12 protein-coding genes are annotated in these 14,637 nt (G+C 65.3%); 5 read left to right on the forward strand and 7 right to left on the reverse strand.

Going from position 1 to position 14,637, the window contains the following annotated elements:
* Positions 1–406: 406 nt before the first annotated feature.
* Entirely contained in the window at positions 407–1,801 is a 1,395-nt protein-coding gene (locus tag PSO31014_RS18175; protein ID WP_174976576.1) for a sensor histidine kinase, read from the reverse strand.
* Positions 1,794–2,465: a response regulator transcription factor gene (locus tag PSO31014_RS18180; RefSeq protein ID WP_150552983.1), complete on the reverse strand. Its 672-nt coding sequence runs from the start codon at positions 2,463–2,465 to the stop codon at positions 1,794–1,796. The genes PSO31014_RS18175 and PSO31014_RS18180 overlap by 8 nt, the downstream gene beginning before the upstream one ends.
* A 284-nt stretch (positions 2,466–2,749) precedes the next feature.
* Here PSO31014_RS18180 and PSO31014_RS18185 point away from each other — a divergent pair, with 284 nt between their 5' ends.
* From PSO31014_RS18185 to PSO31014_RS18195, 3 genes are all read left to right on the forward strand, one after another.
* Positions 2,750–3,799, forward strand: a complete 1,050-nt coding sequence (locus tag PSO31014_RS18185) for an ABC transporter substrate-binding protein (protein ID WP_017231587.1) — start codon at positions 2,750–2,752, stop codon at positions 3,797–3,799.
* Positions 3,800–3,968: 169 nt separating this feature from the next.
* Entirely contained in the window at positions 3,969–4,802 is an 834-nt protein-coding gene (locus PSO31014_RS18190) for an ABC transporter ATP-binding protein (protein ID WP_017231588.1), read from the forward strand.
* 81 nt (positions 4,803–4,883) lie between these two features.
* Positions 4,884–5,753, forward strand: coding sequence for an ABC transporter permease (locus PSO31014_RS18195; protein WP_174976577.1), 870 nt, complete (start codon positions 4,884–4,886; stop codon positions 5,751–5,753).
* Between the two features lie 129 nt (positions 5,754–5,882).
* Here PSO31014_RS18195 and PSO31014_RS18200 read toward each other — a convergent pair whose 3' ends face one another.
* The 4 genes from PSO31014_RS18200 to PSO31014_RS18215 form a co-directional block, all read right to left on the reverse strand.
* Positions 5,883–6,485 carry a BPSL1445 family SYLF domain-containing lipoprotein gene (locus PSO31014_RS18200; protein ID WP_017231590.1) on the reverse strand — a complete coding sequence of 201 codons (603 nt, stop codon included), beginning with the start codon at positions 6,483–6,485 and terminating at the stop codon, positions 5,883–5,885.
* A gap of 282 nt (positions 6,486–6,767) precedes the next feature.
* Complete coding sequence (locus PSO31014_RS18205) at positions 6,768–7,235, reverse strand: hypothetical protein (RefSeq protein WP_150552899.1); 468 nt, start codon at positions 7,233–7,235, stop codon at positions 6,768–6,770.
* Between the two features lie 72 nt (positions 7,236–7,307).
* Positions 7,308–8,105 carry a response regulator gene (locus tag PSO31014_RS18210; RefSeq protein ID WP_246176816.1) on the reverse strand — a complete coding sequence of 266 codons (798 nt, stop codon included), beginning with the start codon at positions 8,103–8,105 and terminating at the stop codon, positions 7,308–7,310.
* A 104-nt stretch (positions 8,106–8,209) separates the two neighbouring features.
* The gene (locus tag PSO31014_RS18215) at positions 8,210–9,337 is read right to left on the reverse strand and encodes an ATP-binding protein (RefSeq protein ID WP_150552901.1); all 1,128 of its coding nucleotides are present in this window, start codon (positions 9,335–9,337) and stop codon (positions 8,210–8,212) included.
* Between the two features lie 278 nt (positions 9,338–9,615).
* Between PSO31014_RS18215 and PSO31014_RS18220 the strand changes: the two genes are divergently transcribed.
* A complete protein-coding gene (locus PSO31014_RS18220; protein ID WP_150552902.1) occupies positions 9,616–10,314 on the forward strand; it encodes a flagellar basal body L-ring protein FlgH in 699 nt (232 codons plus the stop codon).
* Positions 10,314–10,847 carry a hypothetical protein gene (locus tag PSO31014_RS18225; RefSeq protein ID WP_150552903.1) on the forward strand — a complete coding sequence of 178 codons (534 nt, stop codon included), beginning with the start codon at positions 10,314–10,316 and terminating at the stop codon, positions 10,845–10,847. Before PSO31014_RS18220 ends, PSO31014_RS18225 begins: the two co-directional genes overlap by 1 nt.
* Positions 10,848–10,900: 53 nt before the next feature.
* Here PSO31014_RS18225 and PSO31014_RS22750 read toward each other — a convergent pair whose 3' ends face one another.
* Positions 10,901–14,575 (reverse strand): autotransporter outer membrane beta-barrel domain-containing protein, encoded by a 3,675-nt coding sequence (locus tag PSO31014_RS22750; RefSeq protein WP_281349132.1) that lies wholly within the window; start codon positions 14,573–14,575, stop codon positions 10,901–10,903.
* Positions 14,576–14,637 lie beyond the last annotated feature (62 nt).

Below are 14,637 nucleotides of genomic sequence, written 5' to 3' on the forward strand. Positions count from 1 at the left end.
TCGCAACCTGTGCGGCACGATCGACGAGATACGGCATGGAGGCAAATCCCTGAGAGAAAAAGTCCCGTGCCGCAACTTGCGCCCGAGACCCCACCGAATTTAACAAACTTTACATTTCGTCACAATTACACGTGGCAAACAAGCACGTGACGGACGTCGAAGCATAACTCTTTGATTTGGATCAAAAAGTATCGGCTTACTTAAGGGAAATTCTGCGAAGACCCCAAAATATATCAGGGTTTGTCCTAGCCCATGGAGTCGAGCTAGTGTTTCAAACGGTTTTTTCAATCTAACCAACGGTAATGGCTGAGTTTTTCTTGCGACTTCATACGGCTGCGATTTTCTATCACGCGGTGGTGCAGGCCTGCGGTGTGCGGTATCGGAGACGTGACGCCGGCAACGTCTTCTAAAGAGCGTTGCGTTCAGCCTCTACCGCTAGCGGTAGCGTCACGGTCACAATCAGGCCGCGACCGTCGTCGCCTGACGCCAGCGTCACGCTGCCGTGACTGGCCGCCACGATTTCCTTGACGATGGCCAGCCCCAGCCCGGTGCCGGGCTGACCCGGCGGCGCATTGCGATAGAAGCGCTCGAACACACGCTGCCGCGCCTCGGCCTGGATGCCTGGCCCGTCGTCGATCACGCGCAGGCGGGCCATGTCCTGAGGACTGTCGATCGCGACGGTCACGCGCCCCCCCTCGTGGATATAGCGGATCGCATTGTCGACAAGATTCATGACCATTGCGTGAAACAGCTCGCCATTGCCCTCGACCCACACGTGCGCGTCGGCCGTCTCCAATCCCAGATCGATACGGCGTCTTTGCGCAAGGGCGACGAGTTCCTCGAGCACGGCGGCGGCCACGGCCACCAAATCGACGCGCGAGCGCGAGAACGCCGGCGTGTCGGCCGCCTCCGCCTGCGAGAGCAGCAACAGCTTGTTGGTGAGATCGGCCAGCCCCCGACTGCTCGTCTGCATGGCGGCGAGCACGTCGGCGAGCGCCGCGCGGTCGTCGAGCTGCGCGGCGAACTGCAACTGGGTATCGAGCAGCGTGAGCGGGGTGCGCAACTGGTGCGCTGCGTCGGCCACGAAGCGCCGCTGTTGCTGCGCCTGTGCCGAGAGCCGCTGGATGCACAGGTTGATGGCGTCAACGATCGGTCGCAGCTCGGTTTGCAGTTGTCCGGCGCGAATGGGCACCAGTTCCTGTGGCGCGCGCCCGGCGACCTCGTCCTTGAGGCGAATGAGCGGATGCAGCTCGACCGTCAGCCCGATGAGCACCAGCAAGGCGGCCAGCGCGGCCATGGCGATCTGGCGGTGCAGCGACGGTTCCCACAACTGCGAGAGCATCGCGTCGTGCGCGTGCATCGTTTCTGCCACTACGACCGCGACCCGATGCGGCGTGCCGGCGTTGTACATCGTGCGCACATAGTTGACGGCCCGAAGCGGCTCGCCGTTGACGGTGACGCTGAAGTACGCCGGCGTTGTGGCGGAAAAGATTGGCGGGTGCGGGAAATCCGGCGGCCCGGCGAGCAGTTGCCCGTCTTGGGTGACGACCTGATAGAACACCCGGTCCCGCGCCGGCGAGGCAAATAGTTCGAGCGCGGAGGGTGGCACGCTCGCGCGCAGGGCGCCATCGACCCAGTCGAGTTCGCCGGCGATCACCTGCGCCGACGTGAGCAAGGCCCGGTCCTGCACGAGCGCGGCGGTGTCGCGGGCACTGCGATAAGCCTGCCATCCACTCGCGCCGATGTAGAGCGAGAGCGGCAGCATCAACCACAGCAACAGCCGTACGCGCAGGCTAAGCATCTTTTTCGCGCAGCAGATAACCCAGGCCACGCAGTGTCATGATGGCCGCATGACTCGCCTCGAGTTTCTTGCGCAGGCGATGGATATAGATTTCGATGGCATCGGCGCTCGGTTCGTCGTCGAGACCGAAGACGCCGTCGACGAGGGCACTCTTGGCGACGGTCTTGCCCTGCTTGCGCATGAGGATTTCGAGCACGGCGTGTTCGCGCGACGGCAGCGAGAGCGGCGCGCCCGCGATCGTGAACTGCCGCGTGCCCGCGTGGTAGGCCAGATCGGCGCACACCAGGTCGGCGCTCTGCTCGGGCGCATGGCGGCGGGCGAGCGCCTTGACACGGGCGATCAGCTCGCGCACTTCGAACGGCTTGACCAGGTAGTCGTCGGCCCCCGCGCCGAGACAGTCGACCTTCTCGTCGACCGATCCGCTGGCGGTGAGAATGATCACCGGCACATTATTGCGACGCTCACGCAGCCGTCGCAGCACATGCTTTCCGCCGAGCTTGGGCAGCATGAGATCGAGCAGCACCACGTCGTACGTCTCGGTTTGCAGCAGACGGTCGGCGGCGTCGCCGTCGCGCGCGGCGTCGACCGTGAAGTTATCGTCGCGCAGCATGCGGGCGAGCCAGTGGGCGAGGGTGTCGTTGTCTTCGATCAGCAGCAGTTTCATGACGGCAAAGGCGTAGGGCGACGCGGGCAGCGACGCAGACAGCGACGGCGAGTGTGCCCGCCGAACCGGCGCAAGCCAACAGCGGGTAAACACCCATCGGTTGCGCAAGAAAACCTGCATGGGACGAAAGCTCGATGAAAGCTTCGGTTTTCTACAATTCGCATCAAGGCAAAGGAAACGATTCAGAGGACCGCTGCCTGGGCCCTGTGGCAAACCACAGCGGTCGGCCGGCGCCGCAACGCGACGCTTGAGCCATTATCCCTAAAAACGATGGAGACACCATAATGCGAGCAAGCCATGGCGTGCGTACGCCGAAAGCCTTCGTGAAACCCGTTCTGGCCGCCGTGTTCGGCGCATCGCTGGCGCTGGCCGCCGTGCCGAGTTTCGCCGCCGACAGCGGCAAGATCACGATCATGGTGGGCGGCATCACCAAGATGATCTACCTGCCGGCCAAACTCGCCGAGCAACTCGGATACTTCAAGGACGAAGGGCTGAACGTCGAGCTGCTCTCGCAGCCGGCCGGTGTCGACGCCGAAAACGAATTGCTCGCCGGTGCCGTGCAGGCCGTGGTTGGCTTCTACGATCACTCCATCGACCTGCAAAGCAAGGGCAAGGAAATCGAGGCCATCACGGTCTTCGGTCAGGTGCCCGGCGAAGTCGAACTGGTCAATGCCAAGAGCCGCGACACCATCAAGAGCATGGCCGACGTCAAGGGCAAGACCCTGGGTGTGACCGGCCTGGGTGCGTCGACCAACTTCCTCACGCAGTACCTCGCGGCCAAGCACGGCATCACGTCGTCGCAATTCTCGGTGCTGCCCGTCGGCGCGGACAACACGTTCATCGCCGCCATCAAGCAGAACCGGATCGACGCCGGCATGACGACCGAGCCGACCGCCTCGCGTCTGATCAACACGGGCGACGCGGCAGTGCTCGTCGACATGCGCACGATGAAGGGCACGGTCGACGCGTTGGGCGGCGCTTACCCGGCGTCGAGCCTGTACGTGCAGCGCGCGTGGGCCGACACGCACAAGGAAGAGGCGACCAAGCTGGCCCGCGCGTTCGTGAAGACGCTCAAGTACATCAACACCCACTCGGCCGCAGAGATCACCGAGAAGATGCCGAAGGACTACTACGCCAACAACAAGGCGCTGTACCTGCAGGCGCTGCAGAACTCGCTGCCGATGTACTCGCCGGACGGCCGCATGCCGAAGGATGGTCCGGAGACCGTGCTCAAGGTGCTCGCCGCGTTCAACCCGAACGTCAAGGGCAAGCACATCGACCTCTCGAAGACCTACACCAACGCGTTTGTCGACGCCGCGAACGTGCCGAAGTAAGCGTTCGATCTCGCGTCACCCTTTGATCCTGTAGTTCCGGCGCGCGCGTCGTTCGACGCGCCGCCACCCGAGCCGCCCGCACCCGACGACCGTCCGGTGTGTGGGCAGACTCACCCCTGAAAAACCGCAACGACACCGTTTGACCTTCGACGTCACTGAGGAACCGGGCATGACCCAGACCATCACCCCCACTGCGCCGGCGCGCGCTGCGAGCCCTGTCTCGCGCGATACCCCGGCCATCGAATTCGACAACGTGTCGTGCCGCTTCATCTCGGCGGACGGCCACGCCACCATCGCGCTGCGCAACTTCAGCATGTCGGTCGCCCGCGGCGAATTCGTCGCCATTGTCGGGCCGACCGGTTGCGGCAAGTCGACCACGCTGTCGATGATCACTGGCCTGCTGCGCCCGACCGCCGGCAGCGTGCGCGTGATGGGGCAGCCGGTCAACGGCATCGACCCGCGCATCGGCTTCGTGTTCCAGAACGACGCGGTGTTCCCGTGGCGCAGCGTGCGCGAGAACGTGGCCGCCGGCCCGCTCTTTCGCGGTCAATCCAAAGACGCCGCTTACGCACTGGCCGACCAATGGATCAAGCGCGTGGGGCTGGACAAGTTCGGCGACCACTACCCGCACCAGCTCTCGGGCGGCATGCGCAAACGCGTGGCGCTGGCACAGACGTTCATCAACAACCCCGAAATCCTGTTGATGGACGAGCCGTTCTCCGCACTGGACATGCAAACGCGCACGCTCATGCAGGACGAGCTGCTGCAACTGTGGTCGTCAACGTCCGGCTCGGTGGTGTTCGTCACCCACGATCTGGAAGAGGCGATTGCACTGGCGGATCGCGTGTTCGTGCTCACGGCGCGTCCGGCCACGTTGAAGAATGTGTACACGATCGATCTGCCGCGTCCGCGCGTGATGTCGGAAGTTCGCTACGAGCAGCGCTTCATCGACATTTCGCGCGAGATCTGGGCGGATCTGCGTGAAGAAGTGAAGATCGGTTGAAGGCGACGCCCCCGCGGGGCATCGACAATGATTTAGCGGGCCGCGCATCGACGCGCGTGCCCACGCCGTCTGGAGGAGGGCATGAACATGAGTGAACAGGCCATGGTGGCAGGATTCAGTGACGCCGATCTCGCGCGCGAGGAAGCCAGCGCGCAGCGTCGCATCAAACAACGTCGCGCGCTGGTGATTTTCCTGCGCGTGGCCATTCTGGTGATCGGGTTGGGCGGCTGGGAAGTGGGCGCGCGCGTGGGGTGGATCGACCCGTTCTTCTTCTCGCAACCGACTCAAATCGTTGCGCAGATCTATGAATGGTGTGTGGAAGGCACCTCGCAGGGCCCGCTCTGGACGCAGGTGTTCGTCACGCTCGAAGAGACCGTGCTGGGCTTTCTGATCGGCGGCGTGGCGGGTGTGATCTGCGGCATTGTGCTCGGCCGCAACAAGCTGCTCTCGGATGTCTTCAGTCTCTACATTCAGATCGCCAACTCGATTCCGCGCGTGGTGCTCGGGTCGATCTTCGTGATCTCGCTGGGTCTGGGCATGGCCTCGAAGGTGGCGCTTGCCGTGGTGATGGTGTTCTTCGTCGTGTTCGCCAACGCCTTCCAGGGCGTGCGCGAGGCGGATCGCTACATGATCGCGAATGCGCAGATCCTGGGGGCGTCGCGCCGTCAGGTGACGATGTCGGTGGTGATTCCGTCGGCACTGTCGTGGATTCTCGCCAGCTTGCACGTCAGCTTCGGCTTTGCCCTGGTGGGTGCGGTGGTCGGTGAGTTCCTCGGCTCGAAGCAAGGCATTGGCCTGCTGATCTCGACCGCACAGGGTGCGTTCAATGCCAGTGGCGTGTTTGCCGCGATGATCGTGCTTGCCGTGGTGGCGCTGGCGGCGGATTACCTGCTGACGTCGCTCGAGAAGCGTTTGCTGAAGTGGCGTCCGGCGGCGTTCAGCAACGAGTGATACCGACGGTCATCGTCTGCGCACAAAACAACGGCGCCATCCATTGCGGATGGCGCCGTTGTCGTTTGGCGCTGGACGTGGGACGCGAGGCGGCCACATTCTCGATTGCCTCGCGGTGTTCGGGCGTCGTCAGATGTTGAGCTTGCTGACCTTCGTGCCTTCGACGTTCAGGTTGGCCATGAGACCGGCGTTGGTCATCACGATCACTTCGACCGGCGAGGTCGCAGTGTTCAGATCCACCGCGCCGTTCGCGCCGATCTTGACCAGGGCAACGGAGGCGTCGGCCCCCGCCGTCCAGCCGTCGGTGCGCTGGAATTTGTCGAGGGCGTCCTGCGTCATGAACAGGAAGATAATGGCCTTCGACTGCGCACCGATCTGCAGACCGAACGACGCCGTCACGGTGTTGTAGTAACCCTTCGTGGCACCGCCCACGCGCAGCGCGCCTTCGCCGTATTGGCCACCCACGACGAAACCGGCTTGCAGCACCGACGGGAACACGAGCATGCCGCGCGACTTGTTCACCAGTTCGCGCGAGCCCGGTACGGACGCATACATCTTGTCGAGCGCGCCATTCACGGAAGCATCGATCTCACGACGCTTGTTCGCGTTGGCGCCGGGTGAGCTGTCGCTCTTGCTGGCCTGCGACGGGGTGGTCGTGGTGCAGCCCGACAGCGCGAATGCAGCGGCGGCAACAGCGACGGAAGTCTTCATCAGGAATTCGCGTTTTTGCATTTTCTCCCTCCAGGTAGCGTGTGCCGCGTGCTGAGCACGGCGGCATGGATCCGGATAAAACGTCGGGCCGATGACGCATTCCACGGGGCACGCGTCGTGTCGGCCATGAAGCGGATGATGAGAACGATAATTCGGCATCCGACGGATGTGTCTGTATGAAATCGTGGCGGACAACCCGTCGGCGTGACGACGATTATGCGGTCTCTGACGTTATTGTCAAGAAAATAGGGCAACAAGTTCCGCCAACTTACCGACATCTTTCGTCAAATTGTAGGTGTCGGCCTACGTGCACTTGCGCATGTATTCTTCCTTGAGTGCTTTGCGCGGGCGGGTGCGTGTAGGAATGTCGACGCGATCGCCGGCGGGCGACTCGACCCGACGTCCGCGCTGGTAGACCGGCTTGTCCGGCGTGTTGGCGATCTTGTCGGCGAGCGCGCGACACTCGTCGCGCAGTGAGGGCGATCTCGCGCCGGAAGCGGTGGCCTGCGACGCGGCCTGATCGCGTGCGGCTTGCGAGCATTGCTCTGGCGGCAGGGCGTGGCCGACGCTATCGAAACACACGGGCGTTTGTGCCAACACGCCGCCGCTCACACCGAGCATTGCGACGACCGTGGCGGCTTGCAGCAAACGTTTGATCGGCGAGTAAGACCGCGCAAGCTCGGCAATGCCAAGCATCGACGTTGCAGCGCCGTTGGGCGTGAAGGCGGTGGATGGGGCGGATGAGGGGAAGGCTGCGAGGGCAGTGGACATTGGGGACAGCGTAGCGGCGCGGCGTGGCATCGTCGATCTCCTCAAGGGAACCGCGCTGCGGCGCGGGTACGCCTATTCTGGCATCGCCCTGGCGGGATTGTCGATAGCCGCGACGCCATGCCGCGCGGCGCCCATGCCGGGGCGGTCCGTGCGCAATTCCAGCCGATAGCCGACGCCATAGATCGAGCGCACGATTTCCTCGTCGGGCCGGATCGCCTGCAACTTGCGCCGCAGGTTCTTGATATGGCTATCGACCGTGCGGTCGGCGACCACGCGGTGATCGTCGTACATGCGATCGAGCAGGTGGGCACGAGGGAAGGTCTTGTCGGGATGGCTGGCCAGCGTCGCCAGCAACCGCAATTCCACAGGCGTGAGCGGCAGTTCGTGTCCGTCGAGGCGTGCGTGATGACGCATGGCGTCGATGACGAGCGCGCGCGGCGGCGTCGCGCTGGCAAGGCTGGCAGATCCCGCGGGGGGGGAGGCGCTACCGGGGCCTCGTACCCGGCGCAGGATCGCTTTGACGCGTGCCACGACCTCGCGCGGACTGAAGGGCTTGCAGATGTAGTCGTCGGCGCCGAGTTCGAGGCCCAGCAACCGGTCCGTCTCCGCCGCGCGCGCCGTCAGCATGACGACCGGCACCTCGGAGAATTCGCGCACGGCGCGGCAGACTTCGAGGCCGTCCATGCCCGGGAGCATGAGATCGAGCAGCACCAGGCGCGGTTGGGTCGCGCGCACGGCCGGGACTACGTCGCGACCGTCCGAGAGAATCCGACAAGGCATGCCCGCCACCCGCAGGTATTCCGCGAGCAACGCGGCGAGCTTGGGCTCGTCTTCGACGATCAGAATCGGGGCAGTGTCGGAGAGGGTCATCGCGTCGGTCAGTGAACTTGGGGCGGAAAGCGGCGTCGGGGTCGATGCGTGCGAAGTGCCCGGCGACGGGTTCGGCGAGGTCGAAGGCATGGGCGAAGGGTTCATCACGAGCTCGCAAGGGCTGGGTCATCGAGCCGCGCGGGCCCGAGTCGGCGCGTCCCGCCGGGTGACCTGTCGCATCCGCCGCCGCACGCCCCCCCCGCGGCCGCAGGCGCAGGGCGGTGACGCGGCAGAGTGATCGTGAGTGCGAGACCGCCCAGCGGGGAGTGTCGCGCGGTGATCTGTCCGCCATGCGCTTCGACGATATGTTTGCACAGCGTCAGCCCCAGACCGGCGCCACCGCTTCGCCGGCTGCGCGACGCTTCCACGCGGAACAGGCGCTCGAACAGGCGCGGCAGCGCGCCGTCCGGCACGCCTGGCGCCGAATCTTCGATCTCCAGACGCAATTGTGTGGCCGTGGCCGACAGGTACACGCGCACGGCGCCGCCGCCGTCGGTGTATCGCAGCGAGTTCTCGAGCAGATTGCCCAGCAGTTGCGTTACGCGGTGGAGATCGCCGTTGATCACGAGCGTGTCGTCGGGCAGGTGCAGGCTCAGCGCAATGCCCTTGGCGTCGAACCAGTCGCCGAACGCGGCCACGGACGTGGCGACGCGCTCGGTCATATCGACGGGGGCGAACGCATAGGTCAGCGCCCCGACGTCCGAGAGCGACAGTTCGTACAGATCGTCGATCAGTTTGGAGAGCTGCGAGATTTCAACGCGCAGCGAGGCGATGGCGTCTTGCGTGAGCGGGCGTACGCCGTCTTCCATCGCTTCGATTTCCCCGCGCAGGATCGACAGCGGCGTGCGCAGCTCGTGGGAAATGTCCGCGAGCAGGTCGCGGCGCGAGCGGTCGTTGCGGGCGAGCGTGTCGGCCAGGCGGTTCAGATCGACGGCGAGACGGGCGAGTTCGTCGGCACCGGCCGTCGGCGCGCGCGCGCTGTAGTCGCCCATCGCCATGCGGTGGGTGGCCTCGAGCAGCGGGGTGACGGGCACGAGCAAACGCCGGGCGAGGTGCAGCGCCACGGCACCGAGCAGGGCTACGCCGAGGACTGTCAGATACATCAGGTTGTTGCCGCACAGCCAGCGATGCCCGCCGAGGGCGGCGCGCACGGCGAGCGCCGTGGCCGTCATGGTGGTCAGGCCCGTCGTGAAGAGCGCGAGGAAAAGCTTGCGGGTGATGCCGGAGTTCATGCGCTGTGGGGCTGGCTGACGATGATGGCGGGAAATGGCGCCTGACGGGGTGAACCGAGGTGGCTGTGCCTGCGTTGGCGCGCCATTTTCTCAGCATCGGTGTGCCACGCGGCGGGCCTCCACAAATTTTCCTCTATTTTTGCTTAGTGGCTGCACCGGCGCTCCTTACTATCCCTCTCGACGCTGGCCGCCGTGTCGACGGCGTCATCGATCAAACGTTCACACATTTCCAAGACGACCGGATGGGGCATCCGGGACCGGCGCGGGGGCGCCTCACCATGTCGAATCTGTCGATGCTACCGGGCGTTGCGGCGCGCGGTGTTCCCCGGACGCTCGCGCTGCTGGCGGCCACGGGGGCCATGTTGGGGGCGTGTTCCAGCTCGGCGCCGGCGCCCACGCCGATGAGCATGATGCCCATGCCGCGCGTGGCGAACGTGCAGACGGGCGGATCCATCTACCAGTCGACCACCGCCACAAACTGGTTCGAGACACCGGTCGCCCATCGCATCGGTGATCTGCTTACGATTGCGGTGTCCGAAAACTCGTCGAGCGGAAACAAGTCGCAGAGCGACATCTCGCGCAACGCGAGCGTGACGGCCAAGAGCGCCAAGGCCAATGGGGCCGATTCTGTGCTGGAGCGCTGGTTCAACATCGGTCAATCGGCGAGTGCCTTCAAGGGAAACGGCAACAACAGTTCGAGCACGGCGCTGGCCGGCACGATCGCGGTGGCGATCGTGGACGTGTTGCCCAACGGTGCTTATGTCGTGGGCGGCGAAAAGCAGGTCCTGCAAGGGCGCAATATGGAGACGTTCCGCTTTACCGGCGTGGTCAACAAGTTCGACATCTCGCCGGGCAACGTGGTGGCGTCGAGCAAGGTGGGGCAGGCCAAGGTGGCACGTGTGGAAGAGGGGCAGGTTGCCGATGGGAGCAGCGGTGGCTGGCTGCAGGGCATTCTGCTCGGCGTGTCGCCGTTCTGATGAAACGACTGGCGATCGTGCTGATGCTGGCGGCGGCCGCCAGCGCCACCCTGGGCGGGTGCCTCTTTACGACACCGGTACCGGTGCTCGCCGCGCAAGTGGCCTCCAGCATGGTGTCGACAGGGGTGATGTTGTCGGATCAAATGCCGTCCATCGTGCCGCCGACGACGCCCGCCGCGCCGGAGCTGCTCTCGCACAATGTGTGTATCGAGCTGGCGCCCGACGGCATTTCCGATCTGCTGCCGGCGATACAGGGACGCCTGCGCGCCTATGGCATCGTGAGCACGATTTACAGCCCGGGCACCTGGCCGACGGGCTGCGTGGTGCTCAATTACTCGGTGCGCCGCGCCTGGCGCGATGCTTTGTGGGGCAACACGCCGAGGGAATATCTCGCCTATGCAACGCTGACGCTAAGCCGCAACGGGTCAGTGATCAATACGGTGTATTTCGACGGCCGATCGCGCACGGTCGAATCGTGGTCGGCGTCAAACTCGCGCATCGCGCAACTGGTCGACCGGCTGGTGGTGTTTTGAGCGAAGAAGGGGCGGCGGCAAGCGTAGCGCAAGCGCCGCCCGCGAAAGGCCGTTCAGAACCGGTAACTCACCTTCACACGCCCCGCCTGAGACGATGCGCGTGCCGTATTGACGAGCGCATCGTAAGCGAGCGAGATATCCAGGTGCTTGGCCAGTGTCACGCCGACGCTGGCGCCGAGCGTCAGGAAGCCACGCGGCAAATCTGCACCCGATGCGACGAAGGCCGTACCGTCCTGCGAGGCCACGGTGATCACTCGGCCGACATCGAGCAGTTCGTGCGCGTACACCACGCGGAACTGGACGTTCACGGGGCGCATCGCATCGCCGAACGCCTTGTCGAGCGTCACACCGACAAACGGTTGCAGGCTCCGTGCGTTGTCCGTGCCAATGCGCAGATTCTGCCCGCCCGCACCGCTTTCTTCGAAGCCGTTCGCGTGAAAGTAGGCGTAGCGCAGACCGGCTCGAGGCGTCACGACCATTCCCGCGATCGCCATCGGCGCACTCGCCTGCGCCGCCGCCGTCAATTCCTGCCCGATATGATCGCCCTCGGCCGTGCCGATGCCCGCGAATGGGCGCTTCTGCGACAGGAAGTGAAGGCCGTAACCGACAGTGGCGGCAACATCGACCGCGCCCATCTCACGGCTTGCATACGCGGCAACACGCAGCGTGTCCCGTGTGCCCGAGCTCGCTGTGCCCTGTTCCGAAAGATCGGCATGGGAATAGCCGCCCGCCAGCCCAAACATGACGCGTTCTTCTTGCCTTTGCGCGCCGGCAAGGAAGCCGTATTGATTTTCCTGGAAGCCTGACTGAGCGCCCGAGCCAGTCACACGTGCGTGCAATCCGGTGGCCATCGCCCAGACGGGCGAGGTGCGCGGCGCCGCGTCGCCGGTGGCAAGCCCTGTATCGACGGCGCGGCGCGTGGCTTGATCGAGAAGCGCCGCGGCCGTCGACTGGGCATTCGCCAGCGCCGCCGTGCCCAGTGCCGTGTAGACGCTCGTGCTCTTCGGGGCAATCACGACTGGCCCCCAGTTCCCCGGATCGCTGACGGACGGATCGACCAGCGACAGGATTACATCGTTTGCGCCATAAGCGACGGACGATTGCAGGCTGCCAAGATTGGCGCCCGCCGCCTGCGCGCCGGTGACCGAAGAGAAGCGACCGTTGACGCCATTCGCGGCGGTAAGCACCGTATAGCGTGTTGCCTGGTACGTGCCGGGATCGTACGTAATCGCCAGCACCCCGTTCAGTGTCGCGCTTCCCGATACCTTGAGCTGCGACGCCGCCGTCGGACTCACCTCGATCGCCAACGTTGCATTGGACGCCTGTGTGTAGTTTCCGCTGATGCGCAACGTGCCGATAGAGCCTCCCGGCGCCACGATGCCGCCGTTGGTCACGCTGCCGATAATCGTGCCGTGCCCGCGCAACGTCCCTTGTGTACCGACGGCCACGTCGCCACCCAGTGATGCGGTGTCGTGGTTGGCGTCGCCGACTTCGAGCGTGCCCGCCGCAACGCTCGTCGTCCCCGTGAAGGCCGTGCTCGCGCCATTGAGAACGAGCATGCCGCTGCCGAGCTTGGTAAAGGTCCCGCTGCCAGCAAGGTCGCCGGCATAAGTACTGTTGCCTGAGGCGTCGACGCTCAGCGAACTTGCCCCCATGAGCAGATGTGTGCCCGCCGCGCCGCTTAATCCGGAGACCGCTTGCGCGCCCGCAGCGGACATGTCGAACGTTGCACCACTGCCCAGCATGGCAAGGCTCGTCGCCGACGACAATTGACCGGCTCCCGTCAATGCCAGCGTGCCTCCATTGATCGTGGTCGCGCCGGTGTAGACGTTTGCGGCCGAGAGCGTCTGTGTGCCGCCATTCAATGTCAGGCCCCCGGAGCCGCCGATGACGCCGGAGAAGAGGCCCGAGGCGTTCGTGAGCGTCAGGGTGCGTGCCCCAAGGGCGACGGACCCACTGCCGGCGATACTCGTCAGGGACGCGCCATTTGTCGTTGCCGAAATGTCGAGCGCGCCGTTATTGGTCACGCCACTCGATGCTGCGACACTGCCGCCGCCGCTGAGCTTGAGCGTCGCACCGCTGTCGACTACGGTCGCGCCCGTGTAGGTGCTGGTGCCTGTCAGCGTTTGGGTGCCGGCGGCCAGGCGGACGCCGCCCGTGCCGTCGATGACGCCGTCGAACGTGCCGGCCGCGTTGGTGAGCGAAAGTGACTGTGCGCCAAGCCGCACCGTACCCGCGCCAGAAAGCGCCTTGATCGACGTCCCCGATGTGACGGCGGATATATCGAGCACGGAATTCAGCACGACGCCGGACGACACGGCGATGCTGCCGCTTCCCGTCAGGGCGAGCGTGCCATTGCTGATCGTCGTCGCCCCCGCATACGTGTTGGCGCCTGAAATCGTTAACGTGTTGCCACCCACGAGACTGAGCGAGCCAGCCCCGGAAATCACGCCCGACATCGTCAAGCCGGTCGACGCCGTGGAGACGGTCACGCGCGACGCCGCATCGCTCAGAATGACATCGTTGTTCAGCGTCAGTCCTGTGTTGCTTGCGGCAATAGTGGCCGTCGCCCCCGCGTCGAAGAGCAGCGTTCCGAGGATCGAGGAGCCCGTCAGCAGACGCAGCGAATTGTCCGTGCCGCCAAACTCGATGGCGGCCGCTCGGGTCCCACCTGCGCCGGTCGGCGCACCCATGATGAGACCTGCGTTCGTGATCGAATCCATGCCACGCGTCACCACGCCGACACCGCCCCCGATGCCCATACCGCCCGAGATCGTTCCGAAATTGGCGAGGGAATTGCGGGTTTGGGCAAGATCGACACCAGTGCCCCCGGCGCCGCCTGCGGCGGACCCCGAGGCCCCCACGCCCGCGGCCCCGCCTGCACCGCCCGTGATCGTGCCGGTATTTACGATGAACGCGCTGCCGCCGAGCGAGAGCAGGCCGTCGCCGCCAGCGCCGCCGCCGCCGCTGAACCCACCGGAACCCCCGATGCCGCCGACGCCGCCGGTAATCGTCCCGTTGTTGGTGATCGTCGCTGCGACCCCGGCCGAGGTGAGTCCGCTACCACCGCCGCCACCGCCGCCGCCGTTGCCGCTCACGCTGTTGGTGGTATTTCCCCCGTTGCCCCCGGCCCCGCCCGTGACCGCTGCCGCGCCTACGACGGTGATGTCGCTGCCAAGGTAATAAAGGCCGGTGTTGCCGCCGTTCCCACCGCTTCCGAAGTTGGTTCCGTCCGGTCCCGTGTTGCCGGCGTCGCCCGTCACGGGGGCGTTGATAACGATGTTGCTGGAGGCGATCACTTGCGCGGGACCGTTGGCTGTCGCGGCAGCGGCGTCTCCGGTTGCGCCAGCGCCGCCGGTACCGAGGGCCCCCCAGCTTCCCGGGTCCTGTACGGTCACGGTGCTGGCGTCGAGGTGGCTGGAGCCGCCGCCCTGGCCATTTCCGGCACCGCCCGCGCCGCTTCGACCCGGGAAACCGTCGCCGCCCGGTGCACCGCAGCCGCTGGTGTCGCTGGGGGTGCAGGCCGCGGCCCAGGCCGGGGCCGCGGCCCCCGCGAGGGCCAGCGCAATGGCTGTGCTCCCGACCGTTCGAATGAACCCCTTACCCGTCGGTCCTCGGGCTGGACCTCGCGCCGGCACAAAGCCGAAATCGGGAGCGGAGGATGTCACCGACGTCGTAGTGGCGAGCCGCGCCTGACGCGCTGCGAGCCCGAGTTTGCCTTGGACCACGAATATTCTCTCGTATCGCGCCGTGCATGGCGACCGGTGACCGAGAAGAGTCGGCCTTTCCC

The organism is Pandoraea soli (assembly GCF_902459595.1).
GTDB classification, from domain to species: Bacteria; Pseudomonadota; Gammaproteobacteria; order Burkholderiales; family Burkholderiaceae; genus Pandoraea; species Pandoraea cepalis.

Excerpts from the sequence above, each read along its gene's own strand:
- PSO31014_RS18175 (WP_174976576.1), bottom strand. The coding sequence starts at position 1,801 with ATGCTTAGCCTGCGCGTACGGCTGTTGCTGTGGTTGATGCTGCCGCTC.
- PSO31014_RS18180 (WP_150552983.1), bottom strand. The coding sequence starts at position 2,465 with ATGAAACTGCTGCTGATCGAAGACAACGACACCCTCGCCCACTGGCTC.
- PSO31014_RS18185 (WP_017231587.1), top strand. The coding sequence starts at position 2,750 with ATGCGAGCAAGCCATGGCGTGCGTACGCCGAAAGCCTTCGTGAAACCC.
- PSO31014_RS18190 (WP_017231588.1), top strand. The coding sequence starts at position 3,969 with ATGACCCAGACCATCACCCCCACTGCGCCGGCGCGCGCTGCGAGCCCT.
- PSO31014_RS18195 (WP_174976577.1), top strand. The coding sequence starts at position 4,884 with ATGAACATGAGTGAACAGGCCATGGTGGCAGGATTCAGTGACGCCGAT.
- PSO31014_RS18200 (WP_017231590.1), bottom strand. The coding sequence starts at position 6,485 with ATGCAAAAACGCGAATTCCTGATGAAGACTTCCGTCGCTGTTGCCGCC.
- PSO31014_RS18205 (WP_150552899.1), bottom strand. The coding sequence starts at position 7,235 with ATGTCCACTGCCCTCGCAGCCTTCCCCTCATCCGCCCCATCCACCGCC.
- PSO31014_RS18210 (WP_246176816.1), bottom strand. The coding sequence starts at position 8,105 with ATGACCCTCTCCGACACTGCCCCGATTCTGATCGTCGAAGACGAGCCC.
- PSO31014_RS18215 (WP_150552901.1), bottom strand. The coding sequence starts at position 9,337 with ATGAACTCCGGCATCACCCGCAAGCTTTTCCTCGCGCTCTTCACGACG.
- PSO31014_RS18220 (WP_150552902.1), top strand. The coding sequence starts at position 9,616 with ATGTCGAATCTGTCGATGCTACCGGGCGTTGCGGCGCGCGGTGTTCCC.
- PSO31014_RS18225 (WP_150552903.1), top strand. The coding sequence starts at position 10,314 with ATGAAACGACTGGCGATCGTGCTGATGCTGGCGGCGGCCGCCAGCGCC.